The sequence below is a fragment of the Pseudomonas serbica genome (assembly GCF_028823535.1).
Taxonomy (GTDB): domain Bacteria; phylum Pseudomonadota; class Gammaproteobacteria; order Pseudomonadales; family Pseudomonadaceae; genus Aquipseudomonas; species Aquipseudomonas serbica.
The window spans coordinates 389,797-404,206 of sequence record NZ_JAQIYM010000003.1; the positions used below are offsets into that span (position 1 = coordinate 389,797).

The window sequence follows — 14,410 nt, forward strand, 5'->3', positions numbered from 1 at the left end:
CGAGAGTAAGCTGCTCTCTGTTACCAGAAAATGCTGGTTGCTTGCACAGGACAACTTCTCATGCACATAACGCAACCCAGCGTGTTGATACAGTTGCGCAGAAGTCAGAAAGCAGGTGGAGATCGGTGCGTTTTATTGACAGATCAGAGTCTGACTCTCGCCCCCACTATGCGTGGGATGAACTTAAGAGATCGATAAAATATGCCGACATGGCCCCACGGAAGGCGATGTAACTAAATGCGCTCAGATAAACGTCGAGCAAGAAAAATTCTTGCCCTCGGTTTGCACAGCTGTAATTGATGCCGCTATTTGGTGCCATCCGTTGCTTGTGTACGAAACATGAGGTGCAAGCTTCCGAATCCGTAGGCGCCGCGCTTAAACGATCAATTAAATCCTAGCCTTCCTTTGGTAAGTGCCTTGCCGTACTAAAAAATCCGGCAGCCACCGATACAACTGGATTGCTCTCCCAGCCGACAGGCAGCCCCTGTCGAATCTCGCCACTGCCTGTGGCTCCTTGTCCAACGGCGAACACTGGATCAACGACCTCATCGGTCCTGCGCTTTCGCTCCAAGAGAATTTCAATTTGCTGGCGCTCTAATGTGTCACGCAAATGCGGATAGTGGATCTCCAGCTTTGGAGACTTTTCAGTATCAGCGCAATTAAGGCGGCGTTCTATCTGACTGAAATAACGGTCCACTCGACCAATACGTTGTTCAAGGTCGCCCGGAGTCCAAGCCATGCCATAATGCATCACTCGGTCACAATACAGGTGCAGGTTGACTCCCTCGCGGATGGTATCGGTACCCACCATGACATAGGGCAACCCCGGTGTATTGAATTGTTGGATCGGGCGTTTGTGGCCTTTGCTGTTTCCGGTAATGCCAACCACCGGGTCCATTTGATGAAGGAAGTCAAAGTCCTCGCGTCGAGCCAGGATGCTCAGTTTGTCATTTGAGCAACCTGGGCTTTCGCCGATTGCAGAAGAGAAGATCAATACATGATCCTTGACCCATGCCCCCCATACACTTCGCAAACGCTGAGCGTCTCTATCAGTGCTTAACAGCCACTCCACAAAAGGTTCAAGTAGCGTTCCTTGCTTCTGTTTTTTAGCACGGTGATCTGCCCAATAGAGATCGACCAACCCGTCGCTAAGCCGCAAGTATTGCGCAAGCACGTGACCCAAAATCTGGCGCCATAGGATCTCAGAGATGTGCGGATGCATACCTGCACCTGGCAACACCAGTGCCCGATCTTGCGTGTGGCATTCAACATAGCTCCACAGACTTGTGAAGCACAGTAGATCCGGATCGGTTTCATGGTGTTTGAGCGATTTGCCTTCAATAGGCTCATGAACCTCAGGGAACAATGGCTCCAACGCACTCTGCCAGTGTTTGGCCGCTTCGCTGCTGAGTCCGAAGACCGCTTGTGGATGATTACGCAGACACTGCCAGAGCAAATAGCGGAACTGGCTGCGCCGGTAGCGTTTGTTGCCTCGTGTGGCGAACTCAAATGACTGGGCCCACAACGTTGGAGGAATTTGCTCGCAAGCTTCTCGAGGCTCTACCCCGCCTTCGCGACACAGACGCACAAACCAGTTGTGCTCAAAGAACAGCGCGTTACGCTGGCCATCCTGGAATGTTGATTGAAAATTGCGTAACCAGCTTTTGGGACGCAGGGCTACGCGCAGCTTGTTGGTCCCGTCGCCTTCATCGTAGGGTTCGCCAGAGAATTCGCTATCCGCTTCTTGATCTGCTGGCCCTGCTTTCTTCCCGGTAAACCCATGCTCCCAGTCCAGGTGTTGCTTCCAGTAGTCCCTGCTTCGCACCTCGATACTGATGTTGTACTGCTGCATCAATCGCTGGCGCAAGGTGTGGACACTGCTGATCCGGCGGCAAAACACCAGAGTCTTGACGCCACCGACTTGCGCACGTTGGTGACCTTGAATACCAAATGCAGCAAGGGCGAGGTCTTGCGCAACCGCATCAATTTTTGGATGCGGCAGATCAAACGCAAAGTTCTCTACAAAATCACGGCTCAGTGCACTAACAAAACCGGCGTCCGGTGACTGTGAATCATCGAGGCGGACATTGGTGTCAACATGAAAGTCGCCCTGTTCTGGCTCTTCGTCCAAGTCATCCGGAGCTTTTTTTAAAGTGCCAGTTGCTCGGCCTTTAAGCGAATCTTCAAGGCTCTCAAACGAAGCCATGTAACCGCTGCGAAACCGATTTCCCCGAGCATCGAGTACATCCACCAAGCGCTTCTGCACTAGGGCTATCGACAGTAGATCAAGACTCGACTTGCAGGTCAGAGACAGTGTGGACTGGTCGTCTTTACGATAGTCACCCTTATTCAGGGCCTTGCCTGCAACGACGTATCGACGTGGCCTTCGAATCATGAAACGGGCAAGGGTTTTCATTGCTGCATGATTATCGGGTGCAGTCAGCTGCGTAGTCTCAATCAACGGACCTCGGTCCGGATAGCCATTGAGCACCGTGGCGATATTGTCGACCCCAGAATGAGCTGGTGTAGCACTCATGAACAGCCATTGTTTCACCCGAGTTTTCAAAAGGGATTGAAGCACGCTATTGGTCTGGTTTGACGGGTTCCGTAAGCATTGGGCTTCATCGACTACAACCAGATCGAACTCAATATTTTCAGTATGTAACCAAGTGTTGACTGCTTTAGCGAAATGCAAATTAAAATCACGGCTGCGATCGGCCGCTTTGCTTTCCGGCACTTTCCGCGGCAACGTAATATGCTCAAGTGCCAGTCTCTGCACGGCATCCCCCCAATCCTGAGAATCCCCAACGTATACAGGGCGAGTAAAACTCGGATGACGCAGCAGTGCGATACTCGGACCACCAGGCAGATTGCCAAGCCATTCTCTCAATGACCCATACATCTGTAACGGCGCTAGTGTGCATGCAGGATCGGTCCAGACATGGGCGCGAAATCTTTCAAACTCTCGCGCCCAGCCGAGCTGGACATTTTCTCTGGGGCTAATGATAAGCACCCGCGCCTTGGGTTTGCGCCGAAGCAGTTGACCAATCACACCCAACGCTTGCATGGTTTTACCCAAACCGACTTCGTCGGCCAAGTAGGCGACGCTCTCGCGCTTTAGGATATTGCATAAAGCGGCCACACCCTCTGCTTGCAGGTTGATCATCGATTCGCTGGCGCCGAACTGGTTTTTGCAACTGAAATCCAAAAATTCTCTGACGTCGCTGACAGACAGTTTCATTTTTGACTCCCGGCGAATTGGCGTTCGTACCATGCCAACAACCCTTCTGGTTCAACGCCCACATTACGTCCTTGTAATTCTTGGGCAATCGTTTGGAGCACTACAGGACGGATTTTGGCGATCGAGTCGTCGAGGTAGCGACTCACATCCTGAATCAGGTCGTCATTGTGAGCATCGAAGAAGCTTCTACATTCACGGTAAACAATCCACTTCGCGGTTTCGGCAATATTGGCCTGTGCGAATGCCTTAACGAGAGCTGCCACGCTGTCATTACGATGGATGAGCAACTCCAGATGTTGTTCTTGCTCAGCCTCCGCGAGCTTTTTCCGGCGCGCCTTGAGTGCCTGAAACAAGTCAAACGAATCAAAGTCCACCTCGTTTGAAGCTTCAAATGCTACGTCCATCGGCAAACACAACGTCCCCTCTTGCCTCTCTTGCTCTTGTCCTTCTGGGTCATTAGGTACCGGCTCAAAAGGTAAGTCCGAGCGCCAGGACTCGAGAATTGCCTGCGCGCCCAAGGGGGTGCCATAGACCTCGGTCGAAACCTGCAAATTGACCTCAGTCACGATGCCTTCCTGAACAAGCCCTTTCCATGCCAGCAAAAAACTACGCGATGTCAGAGGACCTCGCTGCTCGTAGCATCGCTTAAGATTATCCAGCACAACCGCCGCACCAGCATCACGCAATTCAAGAGTTACCTTCCCGCTGGCGATGTCACCGTGCAAACTGCAGGTAAATTGCCGGGTTTTCCAGTCGTACTCCACACCAACATGAAACGGCCAGGGTGTGAGCGTTTCCTCTTCTTGACTGGTCGCAGGTATTTGCTGCGCATTCAGGGGTTCGGTCTCAGGCCATGGCAGGGCATGGGTATCGAACAACATGCTTTCCACATTGCCATCAGGTGTGTCATCAGCGCCCAACCAAAACTGGCCATTACAAGTGAAGTTGCAAGAGCCAATTGCAGTGACCGGTCCCTTTAGGGTTTGAAATTCGTAGAGTTTGATATGGTAAAAGCGCCCAGCAGCGCTCTTCCACGCCATGACCTGGCGGTCCTTGTCATTGGCGAACAACTGATCAAGTGTATCCTGACCGAGATAGACCTGATTCATAAGCGGCGGTTTGCGGGCGGCGACCAGGGTCCAGTTAACCATCGGCAGTCGTGCAACCACTCGTGCAACATCCCCCCAATAAGGTGAGGCCGCCTTCACAGCGCTGAATGTTCCGTAGTGCTGCTGAACGAATTGCCAGAGCGAATCGTGTAATGGTGAAAAATACAGGCAGGGAGCAGCTCTCGATGCTTCGGCGTGTTCAGGGTCAGCAATTTTTCGGCGAAGCTGCATTTCTTGTAGCAAAGAAATGGCACGTTGCAACGGACCACAACGGTTCTTGGAGTGCACGCTCCTATCGAGCCAGTCTAAAAAATTCTTGAGCTCCAGCATCGGCTGTTGTCGAGGCGCCGGCAGCCAGGTATCGGCAAAACCTTCACATTGGCGGCCCCATCCCGAAAGGCTAAGATTGGCCGACATCACCGCAACATAAACCCATCGTGTCCCCTGCATGTCAGTGCCAATGAGAACTATGTTCTTGGGGTGAAAAAAACGCCCCTGAACGAAAACCGGGTAGGTGCTGTAGCGGTATGCTTTTGCACTCGGTTTGATCACTGCCGGATCACAGAACACTCCGACCTGTGTTTTGCGCAGGCCTCGATGTACCACCTGCTCGCGCACTGCCCGACTTGACTGCGGGTCTGCACCGAACAGGGCGGGCATAACATTCTGCTCAAAAAAATCAGCGTTGAACGTAAAGCTGGAAAACAGCGCAACTTCAATTTGCTTAAACCGGCTGGCAACTTCAGACAGTCGCTCTCGAATAGTTACCCTCATCGCGAACTCCCAGCACGCAATTGTTGAGAGAGTGCGCCTAAGCAATCAAGGTAGTAATCATTGCGCCAGGCAATGCCCGGTAGCAGTTGCTCAGGTGAAGGAGTACTGATGACCAGCGAGCATTCGAGCTTGCCTTGCTCATCCAGCTGTAGCCAAGGCGCATTGCCGCGTGACTCGCTGACAGCTCGGTGATGATCAAGCAGAGAAGTAATCAATCGCTGCTTGCTGCTTAGGTCCAACCTTAACAATTGATCAACACGCCCCTGCAATGAGCCCTCATAGTTACCGCCTGCGGCGAACGCTTTAGCAGCCTCTCGCAGGGCTAGAAGATCTATCGCGAGGTCACTCTCGACAAGCGTTAAAGCTAGATTCGCCTTTGAACACAAATACTCGAAAATAGCCTCCAGTGGTGCGATATAACCTTCGCAACTCTGTACGTTCTTAAGGTGTACTGCATGTGCTGGCAATGTCTCGATCGCCACTGTTACGAACTGACGAATGTCGTCTGCCTGCATTGAGCTTCGCGACAATATCGCTAGCTCTTGCGTAATCGTGGAGCTAGCCGGAGTAACGAATGCATCAAGAATAATTCGCCTGGAGGGTACCTGCTCGATGATCACCTTCAACCCGCTGACAACTCTGGCGCTTGGCCGTTGAGCAAAAAGCACAGGGTCCCCAGATCCGCGCAATACAGCCCTCACCCCCTTGAACAATGCCTCGATAATTGGTGTTTGCTCCCTGATTTTTTTCGCCAGTTTTTCGTCCATTCGATTATGCGCATCGATCAATTGAGCATTCAGCGCAGGTCCGCGATACAACCCCCACACGCCGTTAGCCAAAGGGCTGTCGAGTAACTGATGATCACTTTGCAGACTAATCCAGACACCTTCATCAGCACTATTCAGGCGCCGACTCCCTGGTAGAAGCCAATCAACTCCGGCGCAACGACAGGCGCGCGCAAAAGCCTGCTCGATCAGAATGAAGAACTTTTGCTGATCTTTGGGTGTGTTGTTCGATGAGTCCTGCGCGAATACCGGCCACCATGCCAGAGCCGTCAGGAGCACCTGAAAACCTTCGGCGCGTCGACTCGAACCAGTCAACGCTGGTACCAAATCTCTGGCCCGTCGTTGCCACAACGGCATGATCCCCAGCGGGTCGCGGCCGCTCAAGGGAAGCAACAAACCCTTGTCTATTTCAGTCACTGTAAACATTTGGTGAGAGCTTCCGATGCTAGTCATTGGTTCACTCACAGCGAGCGAACCGATAGGGTTTGTCGCCAAACACCAGTTTTTTTAAAAAGGAAAGACTATGGCTTTAACCGGACCAAGTAAGGCGCATTGGTGTACACAGGTCGCAGTAAAAAAATTACTAAACGGGGGGGCGAACAAATGGTAAGCGTGTGACCTACGCTGCGCTGCTGCATTCGACGGTTCTAAACAACTCAAAAAAAGCTCACCCTTTGCACGGACCTGGCGCTGTTCACAAATCTCGGCCGCAACTGCAACGTAAACTACGGCCGTATCTGCGAACAGAATCCTCTTCTACCACACCATTGACTCGCAGTGCTTAAGCCTACAGCCATGCCTCGCAGAGTGTTTCCGCCTGATTGAGCACCAGCTGCGCCGCCTCTTCGGCTTGATCCGGCGGATACTTGTACTTGCGCAAAATCCGTCGCACCAAGATGCGAAGTTTGGCCTTCACGCTTTCACGACTGCTCCAATCAACACTGACGTTGGCCCGCAAGCTGGCGGTCAGCTCGTGGGCAATTTTTGCGAGGATTTCGTCGCCCAACTCGCGCACTGAGGACTCGTTATTGGCCAAGGCATCGTAAAACGCCAGCTCGTCATCGTTGAGCCCCAGCTCATCACCGCGCTTGCTAGCGGCAGCGAATTTTTTGGCCATTTCGATCAGCTCTTCGATGACCTGAGCGGTTTCGATAGAACGGTTTTGATAGCGCTTGATCACATTCGCCAGCAGCTCGGAAAACTTCTTCTCCTGAGCAAGGTTAGTGCTGTAACGGCTCTTGATTTCGCCTTCGAGCAAACGCTCCAACAGCTCTACCGCCAGGTTCTTCTCTGGAAGATTGCGCACCTCGGCGAGAAACGCATCGTCGAGCAAGCCAATATTGGGCTTGTCCAAGCCCACCGCCTCGAAGATGTCCACCACGTCGCCAGAGACAACGGCATTGCCGATGATCTGGCGAATGGCCAATTCGCGTTCTTCGTCGGTCTTTTTCTGCTGACTGACTTCACGCTTGATCAAGATCACCTTGATCGCCTGGAAGAACGCCACCTCCTCGCGCACTGCCTTGGCTTCATCCAAGGTGCAACACAGGGTAAAGGCCTTGCTCATAGCCAGCGCGGTATCAGCAAAGCGCTTCTTGCCGTCTTCCAGACCGAGCACATGGTTGGCTGCCCCAGCGAGCAACTTATGGCCGCCGGCTAGGAAGTCACTGTAATCGAAGCCATGCAGCAGGCTGCGCAGGACATCGAGCTTCTCCTCCAGCACTGAATAGGCTTCATGGGCATCCACGGTCGGCCGTCCTTTGCCCTTGCTACCGGTGTACTCCTTGAGCGCGGCTTTCAGCTCATTGGCGATACCGATGTAATCCACCACCAGGCCGCCTTGCTTGTCCTTGAAGACACGGTTAACCCGGGCAATGGCCTGCATCAGGTTATGGCCCTTCATTGGCTTATCCACGTACAGAGTATGGACGCAGGGTGCATCAAAGCCGGTCAGCCACATATCACGGACGATGACCAACTTGAGCGGATCGAGAGGATCCTTAAAGCGTTTTTCCAGACGTTTTTTTTGCTGTCCAGAATAGATATGCGGCCGCAATAAGGCCTTGTCCGAGGCACTGCCGGTCATGACGATCTTGATCGCGCCTTTTTCCGGGTCTTCATCGTGCCATTCCGGACGCAAGGCAACGATCTCATTGTACAGGTGCACGCAGATCTCGCGGCTCATGGCCACCAACATGGCTTTGCCGGGCATCTGCCCCATGCTTACCAGGCCCTGATTACGCTCTTCAAAGTGGGCAACCAGATCAGCCGCCACGCTGTTGATCCGAGGTTCGGCACCGACCACCTTTTCCAGTGCGGCCCAACGGCTTTTCAGGCGCGACTGCTGGTCGTCCTCTTCATCTTCAGCCAGTTCATCGACCTGATCGTCGATCGCCGGCAACTCACTGTCTTTCAACGACAATTTGGCCAGCCGCGATTCATAGTAGATGGCGACCGTTGCGCCGTCTTCAGTGGCCTGTTGCATGTCGTAAACATGAATGTATTCACCGAAAACCGAACGGGTGTCGCGGTCTTCGCTGGACACCGGTGTGCCGGTAAAGGCCACGAAGGTGGCATTGGGTAGCGCATCACGCAGATGCTGGGCATAGCCAACCTGATACCGGGCTTGGCTCTCTGCTGCCTGAAGCCCATTTGGCGCTTTCAGCTCAGCATTGAATCCATACTGAGTGCGATGGGCTTCGTCGGCGATGACGACGATGTTTGGGCGCAGTGACAGTACCGGGAAGCTGTCTTCATCAACCCCTGGCATGAACTTCTGGATAGTGGCAAATACAATACCGCCACTAGGTCGGTTGGCCAGCTTGGTGCGCAAATCACCTCGTGACTCAACTTGAACGGGCTGCTCGCGCAGTAGATCCTGAGACAGCGAAAACACCCCGAACAACTGGCCATCCAGGTCGTTCCGATCGGTGATCACCACGATGGTTGGGTTCTCCATCGCCGCTTCCTGCATTACCCGGGCGGCGAAGCACGTCATGGTGATGCTCTTACCCGAGCCCTGGGTGTGCCAAACCACCCCGCCTTTATGGTTGCCACCGGGACGCGAGGCAGTGACCACCTGCTGAATGGCAGCGCGCACGGCGTGGAATTGGTGATAACCGGCAATCTTCTTCACCAGTCGGCCGTCATCTTCGAACAACACGAAGTATCGCAGATAGTCGAGTAGCATCTCAGGCGCCAATGCACCGCGCACCAAAGTTTCAAGCTCGTTGAACTGCCCCAACGGATCGAGAGTCTCGCCGTCGATGGTTCGCCAGCTCATGAAGCGCTCGGCATCTGCTGACAGTGAGCCCATGCGGGCTTCGCTACCGTCGGTAATCACCAGAATTTCGTTGTACTGGAACAGATCCGGGATCTGTTCCTTGTAGGTCTGAATCTGGTCGAAGGCTTTACCCAGGTCGGCCTTCACATCCGCCGGGTTTTTCAACTCCAGCAGCACCAACGGCAGGCCGTTGACGAACAGGATGATGTCCGGACGCCGGGTATGTTTCGGCCCCTGGATGCTGAACTGATTGATGGCCAGCCAGTCGTTAGCCTTAACGTCAGCCCAGTCGATCAGGCGGACGAAGTCGCCACGAGTCTCGCCGTCTTTTTGGTACTGCACCGGTACGCCGCTGACCAACAGACGATGGAACAAGCGGTTGGCCGACAGTTGTACTGGCAGGCCCAGCTCGAGCACCTGTTTGAGGGCATCTTCTCGCGCGGCCAATGGCACCTTGGGATTGAGCTTGGCCATGGCGCTGCGCAGGCGCTCGGTCAGGACCACCTGACGGTAGTGAGCCCGCTCCGGGCTAGCGCCGTCATTTGCAATTTCCGGTCCGTAAAGGCGCGTGTATCCCACTTCAGCCAGCCAGCCGAGGGCTTCCTGTTCCAGTTGGTCTTCAGTCATTCCATTTCACTTCCTGTTCAGTTCGCCTGCCAGCTCTGCCTCGGTCAAGGCAATGTTCGGCAAAAATCCGGTCCAAAGTTTTGGGCAAGTCGCGCGGTCACTAAAATTCGGCGAGGCCCAAAACTCTCTTGATACTTACAACGCCTAGTCAGCCACCTGATTGGTCCTCAGCCAGCCCGCCCACGCTGTTCAATACCGCTAATGTGATCACTCGCCGGCCTCCCACTCCTTGGCTGACAGCTCACCGGTCTGATGGAAACGCCGTACGCGGCCAATGAACTCGGCGAAGTCGCCATTCTCTTCAGTCAAGCGGTTACACATATCCCAGTCGATTTCACTACGTTCGCGAGCGGGGATCAGAATCTGGCTTTCCGTGGGGTTCTGCACATCGAGCTGAATCACACCAATGCCATGAGCTGCGGCGAGCATGTGTAACTCTTTGAGCGTACCGTCGCCCTCCACCGTGGCGGCTACCAAGTAACCGAAATGAGCCCAAGAGGAGTTGGACACTGCCTGGAAAAAACTCTTGCGCGCATTGGAACGGTTGAGCAGCAGCTTGACCTCGAACGACCATAATCGAGCGCGGCGCTCGCCCAACACGCGGACGCAATCACGTAAGTTCTGCGTCCAGTCAGCAGTCAGGTCTTCCAGACCTACCAGATCTGGATGCAACCATTCGTTGCCACCACTACCAGCCCGGTTGGACGAACGCTTTTCGTTGATCCGCATGGCGTACACCCTCTGCTCGTCCGTCAGCAGATACTCCGCCAAAATTGGATAGAGTGCATGCTCACGCAACGGCGAAGGCTCAGGCAGGTCTGACGTTACGAGAGTGCCCCCTTCAGCCGCCGCTACTTCAGCGCTGGCATCCATCTCCGACCAGTAATAGTGACGTGGCCGTCCTTCGGTTGTTTTCAGTTCAGGATGCTTCTGCTGCCAGAGCGGGCGGGAACCAGCAATCTCGGCCACCAGTTGCTGCACCAGGTCCTTGTCAGTCTGAATGTAGCTGGCACTGCCTGCTTTCTTGACCGCGCATTCGTCAGGAAACTCATCGAAGACCCACTGCGCCAATTCGCGGGCAGTCTGTTGGGTATCAGGCACACTTTTCAGCCGTGCAGTCACACGCTCGCGCAGATTCATAGCCATCTCAGACCGCCTCCGACAACATATTTTCGATGGAGGCTTCCACTTCTGGCAGGCACAGTTGGCCGGAGATAAGGCGCGGCAGCAGGGTATCGCGGAGCTGTGTGAGAGTTTGAGTTTGCTTCAGATTTTCCTTGATCTTTTCCATTACTGGAGAGACTGCACTTTCGAACTCACAGATGATCTGCTCATCCGGGTAAATGATCGAAACTCCTGCCATAGTGTCGCGGGTGATCGTATCGAATACTGATCCATGTGCACGCTGCTTCAGAGATTCAACGAGGCGATAAGTGTTGAAATAAGTGAAATACGCATCACCAGCCCTGCCACGCAAGCCATAACATGACTGGTTCATTGCCATCTCTCGCCCAACAAGTGCAAGTCGCCCCACAGTACCGCGCGCAGAAATTATGGTTGTTCCAGCTGCTAAAAGCTTGGTTGAAGAATTGTTAAGACCAGCAATGGTGATGTGCTTTTCAGTGTCGATAACGAACACATCAGTCGCTGTTGGCGCATCAACCACGGAGAACCAAGGGATATCACCATTCCAATAGTCCGAGATGGAGGTCCTCGGCGTCCCTCCTCCGATCACATCGATCGTTTCAGTAAAGGACATAGCCTTCCACCCCACCGGTACCACCCCCAACTCTGACTCTTCGAAACTGTCAGGAAACTGCGCTGCGGTGGCGGCATCCATGCCGTCTGGATCAAGCCCTTCAGCCTTGGCGCGCACTGGGTCGAAATCGACAAACCAGGATTTGAACAGCGCTTGAGCGATGTCTTCCAGGGTGGCGTTGGTTTCGCGCAACAAAATGATGCGGTCGTTGAATGCCGAGAAAAAGCCCCCAATTTTCCTTTGAGTCAAGATATCGGGAACAGGTAAGAGCAACTGCCTCTGAGCCGTCAGGCTGACATAATCAGCCATGTCTGTTTCGCCTTTACGAGAGGCAAGCTGTGCCTTGAACTCGGCGCTCTGCAAATATGCAAACAAAAAGCTTCTATCTAATATCCGCTCATCCATAACTCGCCAAAAGGTCGTTTGGGGGGAGCACACAAAAGCAGGGCAGTCCTTTGGGGCGAATGCCACCTTCCCCACCGTCCCCTTATGGGAAAGCAGCACATCGCCAGGCTTGCCTATCCCCTTGCGAATTCTTAAGCATGCAACTTCATTAATGCACTGTGCTGAACTAAACAACACTTGTCCATCAGACATGTCTGCAGCACGAATAAACGACACACCACGATCTGCAAATTCGTCTGGACGAGGTCGATACTCGCCGTGGTTGCCGTCCTCTACAAGGAGCTTACTTTCAGCCTGAAGCTGCGAAACACTGATCCTCGGCCACTTAGAACTCATAGCCTAACTCCCCCAATTTCTGGCGGATCAGTTGATCAAGCTCAGCACCCTTGGCCAGCTGTTCACCCAACAGAGCGGAGAGGTTCTGCATCTTGTCAGCAAAGGCTTCGTCGTCATCTTCGACCGCCTCGGTGCCGACGTAACGTCCCGGAGAAAGTACATGGCCGTGCTCGGCGATTTCGGCGAGTGGCACACTGCGGCAGAAACCGGCCACATCGACATACTCAGCAATCTCACCGCCAACATCCAGCGGCACCCCACGCCAATTGGCGACGGTCTGGGCAATACTTTCAATCTCACAGTCGAGCAATTCGATCTGCACGCGACTGACGTTGCTACCGAGTTTTCGCGCGTCGATAAATAGCACTTCGCCGGGGCGAGCGGCTTTTTGTTTACTGAGGAACCAAAGGCAAGCCGGGATCTGAGTATTGAAGAACAGTTGACCGGGCAACGCAACCATCACCTCCACCACATCCGCTTCGACCATGGCGCGGCGAATATCACCTTCAGTGTTCTGGCTGGAGCTCATCGAGCCGTTGGCTAGGACAATGCCGGCACGGCCGCTGGACTTGAGGTGGAATAGCATATGCTGCAGCCAGGCGTAGTTGGCATTGCCTTGAGGCGGCGTGCCATACACCCAGCGCGGGTCACCTTCGAGGCTGCTGTGCCACCAGTCGCTAATGTTGAACGGTGGGTTAGCCATGACGAAATCGGCGCGCAGGTCGCTGTGCTGATTGCGGATAAAGGTGTCGGCCGGCTCCCGACCGAGGTTGAAATCGATGCCGCGAATGGCCAGGTTCATCGCAGCCAGACGCCACGTGGTCGGGTTGGACTCCTGGCCGTAGATCGAGACGTCACCGATTTTACCGCCATGGGCTTCGATGAATTTTTCCGACTGCACGAACATGCCGCCAGAACCGCAGCAAGGATCGTAGACCTTGCCATGGTGCGGATTAAGCACGGCGACTAGAGTTTTGACGATGCTGGCCGGGGTATAGAACTGCCCGCCCTTCTTACCTTCAGCGCTGGCAAATTGGCCGAGGAAGTATTCATACACTTGGCCGAGCAGATCGCGGGCTTGGTTGGCGTCGCCACCGAAACCGATAATCGAGATCAGGTCGACCAATTCACCAAGCTTGCCGTCTGGCAGTTGGGCACGGGCGTAGCGCTTATCGAGGATGTTTTTCAGTGGTGGGTTTTCGGCTTCGATGGCGGCCAGCGCCTCGTCGATACGTTTGCCGATGTCCACTTGTTTGGCGGCGGCGCGCAGCGACTCCCAGCGGGCTACTTCCGGCACCCAGAACACATTCACTTCTTTGTAGTAGTCGCGTTCTTCCAGTTCGCTGGCCAGCAGCTCGGCGTCCTCACTACCCAGGTAGTAATCGTCGCTCGCGTCAGCAAACTTCAACTCCAGCTCAGCACGGCGGCCGGCGAAGCTGTCGGAGATGTACTTGAGGAAGATAAGACCGAGGACAATATGCTTATATTCGGCAGCGTCCATGTTGGCGCGCATCTTGTCAGCGGTGGCCCACAGCGTTTTCTGCATATCCTGCAGAGTGCTGCTGGTTGTGTTAGCGACGGCCTTACGTCCGCGCTTTTTTTTCACCGGCTCAGGTTCGGCGCTGATTGAGGTTTCGCTCGGGGCATAACGAGCGCGGGCCTCGTTAAGTGCTTGTTCGGCTAGACTGATAGCGACTTGTTCGCCACCCTTTTGATCCGTCATGGACTTTTCCCTCCATTCGACGCAGATAAACTGCGCTGTAAAAATGAAAACCCAACCACTGAGGTGCGGGTGAAGATGGGCTGCATGATAACGGGTGACAGCTCTTTCGAGCTGATTCTCTCAGCGCTCATCGACACAATGAACGCTTCGGATTAAGCAACGCATGATGCCTATTTCCGCGCACAGTAAGCCGTTGAGCTGTCAGCGCCAATACTGGTCGGGCACACAGGTAAATAATCCACTCAGATCTTGCTAGCGTTACTGCGTTGAGCCAGCGCCAGCACACTGAAACGACCGCTTGCTTAGTAGATTCAAGTGGACCACCTGCCCCGATAATTGACACATCGCCGATCACAAACCCCTGCTAA

Annotated in this window: 7 protein-coding genes; all 7 read right to left on the reverse strand. The window is 54.1% G+C overall.

Going from position 1 to position 14,410, the window contains the following annotated elements:
• Nucleotides 1-394: 394 nt before the first annotated feature.
• Nucleotides 395-3,241, reverse strand: coding sequence for an SNF2-related protein (locus tag NQL71_RS06700; protein ID WP_274642430.1), 2,847 nt, complete (start codon nt 3,239-3,241; stop codon nt 395-397).
• The gene (locus NQL71_RS06705; RefSeq protein ID WP_274642431.1) at nt 3,238-5,124 is read right to left on the reverse strand and encodes a hypothetical protein; all 1,887 of its coding nucleotides are present in this window, start codon (nt 5,122-5,124) and stop codon (nt 3,238-3,240) included. Before NQL71_RS06705 ends, NQL71_RS06700 begins: the two co-directional genes overlap by 4 nt.
• Complete coding sequence (locus tag NQL71_RS06710; RefSeq protein ID WP_274642432.1) at nt 5,121-6,335, reverse strand: hypothetical protein; 1,215 nt, start codon at nt 6,333-6,335, stop codon at nt 5,121-5,123. The genes NQL71_RS06705 and NQL71_RS06710 overlap by 4 nt, the downstream gene beginning before the upstream one ends.
• 361 nt (nt 6,336-6,696) lie before the next feature.
• Entirely contained in the window at nt 6,697-9,819 is a 3,123-nt protein-coding gene (locus NQL71_RS06715) for a type I restriction endonuclease subunit R (RefSeq protein ID WP_274642433.1), read from the reverse strand.
• Between the two features lie 207 nt (nt 9,820-10,026).
• Nucleotides 10,027-10,965 carry a COG2958 family protein gene (locus tag NQL71_RS06720; RefSeq protein WP_274642434.1) on the reverse strand — a complete coding sequence of 313 codons (939 nt, stop codon included), beginning with the start codon at nt 10,963-10,965 and terminating at the stop codon, nt 10,027-10,029.
• 1 nt (nt 10,966) lies between these two features.
• Complete coding sequence (locus tag NQL71_RS06725) at nt 10,967-12,319, reverse strand: restriction endonuclease subunit S (protein ID WP_274642435.1); 1,353 nt, start codon at nt 12,317-12,319, stop codon at nt 10,967-10,969.
• Nucleotides 12,309-14,042 (reverse strand): class I SAM-dependent DNA methyltransferase, encoded by a 1,734-nt coding sequence (locus tag NQL71_RS06730; RefSeq protein ID WP_274642436.1) that lies wholly within the window; start codon nt 14,040-14,042, stop codon nt 12,309-12,311. The genes NQL71_RS06725 and NQL71_RS06730 overlap by 11 nt, the downstream gene beginning before the upstream one ends.
• Nucleotides 14,043-14,410: the final 368 nt, after the last annotated feature.

Bases quoted from the DNA above. Each gene is read 5' to 3' on its own strand.
- NQL71_RS06730 (WP_274642436.1), bottom strand. From the start codon at position 14,042: ATGACGGATCAAAAGGGTGGCGAACAAGTCGCTATCAGTCTAGCCGAA.
- NQL71_RS06725 (WP_274642435.1), bottom strand. From the start codon at position 12,319: ATGAGTTCTAAGTGGCCGAGGATCAGTGTTTCGCAGCTTCAGGCTGAA.
- NQL71_RS06705 (WP_274642431.1), bottom strand. From the start codon at position 5,124: ATGAGGGTAACTATTCGAGAGCGACTGTCTGAAGTTGCCAGCCGGTTT.
- NQL71_RS06700 (WP_274642430.1), bottom strand. From the start codon at position 3,241: ATGAAACTGTCTGTCAGCGACGTCAGAGAATTTTTGGATTTCAGTTGC.
- NQL71_RS06715 (WP_274642433.1), bottom strand. From the start codon at position 9,819: ATGACTGAAGACCAACTGGAACAGGAAGCCCTCGGCTGGCTGGCTGAA.
- NQL71_RS06720 (WP_274642434.1), bottom strand. From the start codon at position 10,965: ATGGCTATGAATCTGCGCGAGCGTGTGACTGCACGGCTGAAAAGTGTG.
- NQL71_RS06710 (WP_274642432.1), bottom strand. From the start codon at position 6,335: ATGTTTACAGTGACTGAAATAGACAAGGGTTTGTTGCTTCCCTTGAGC.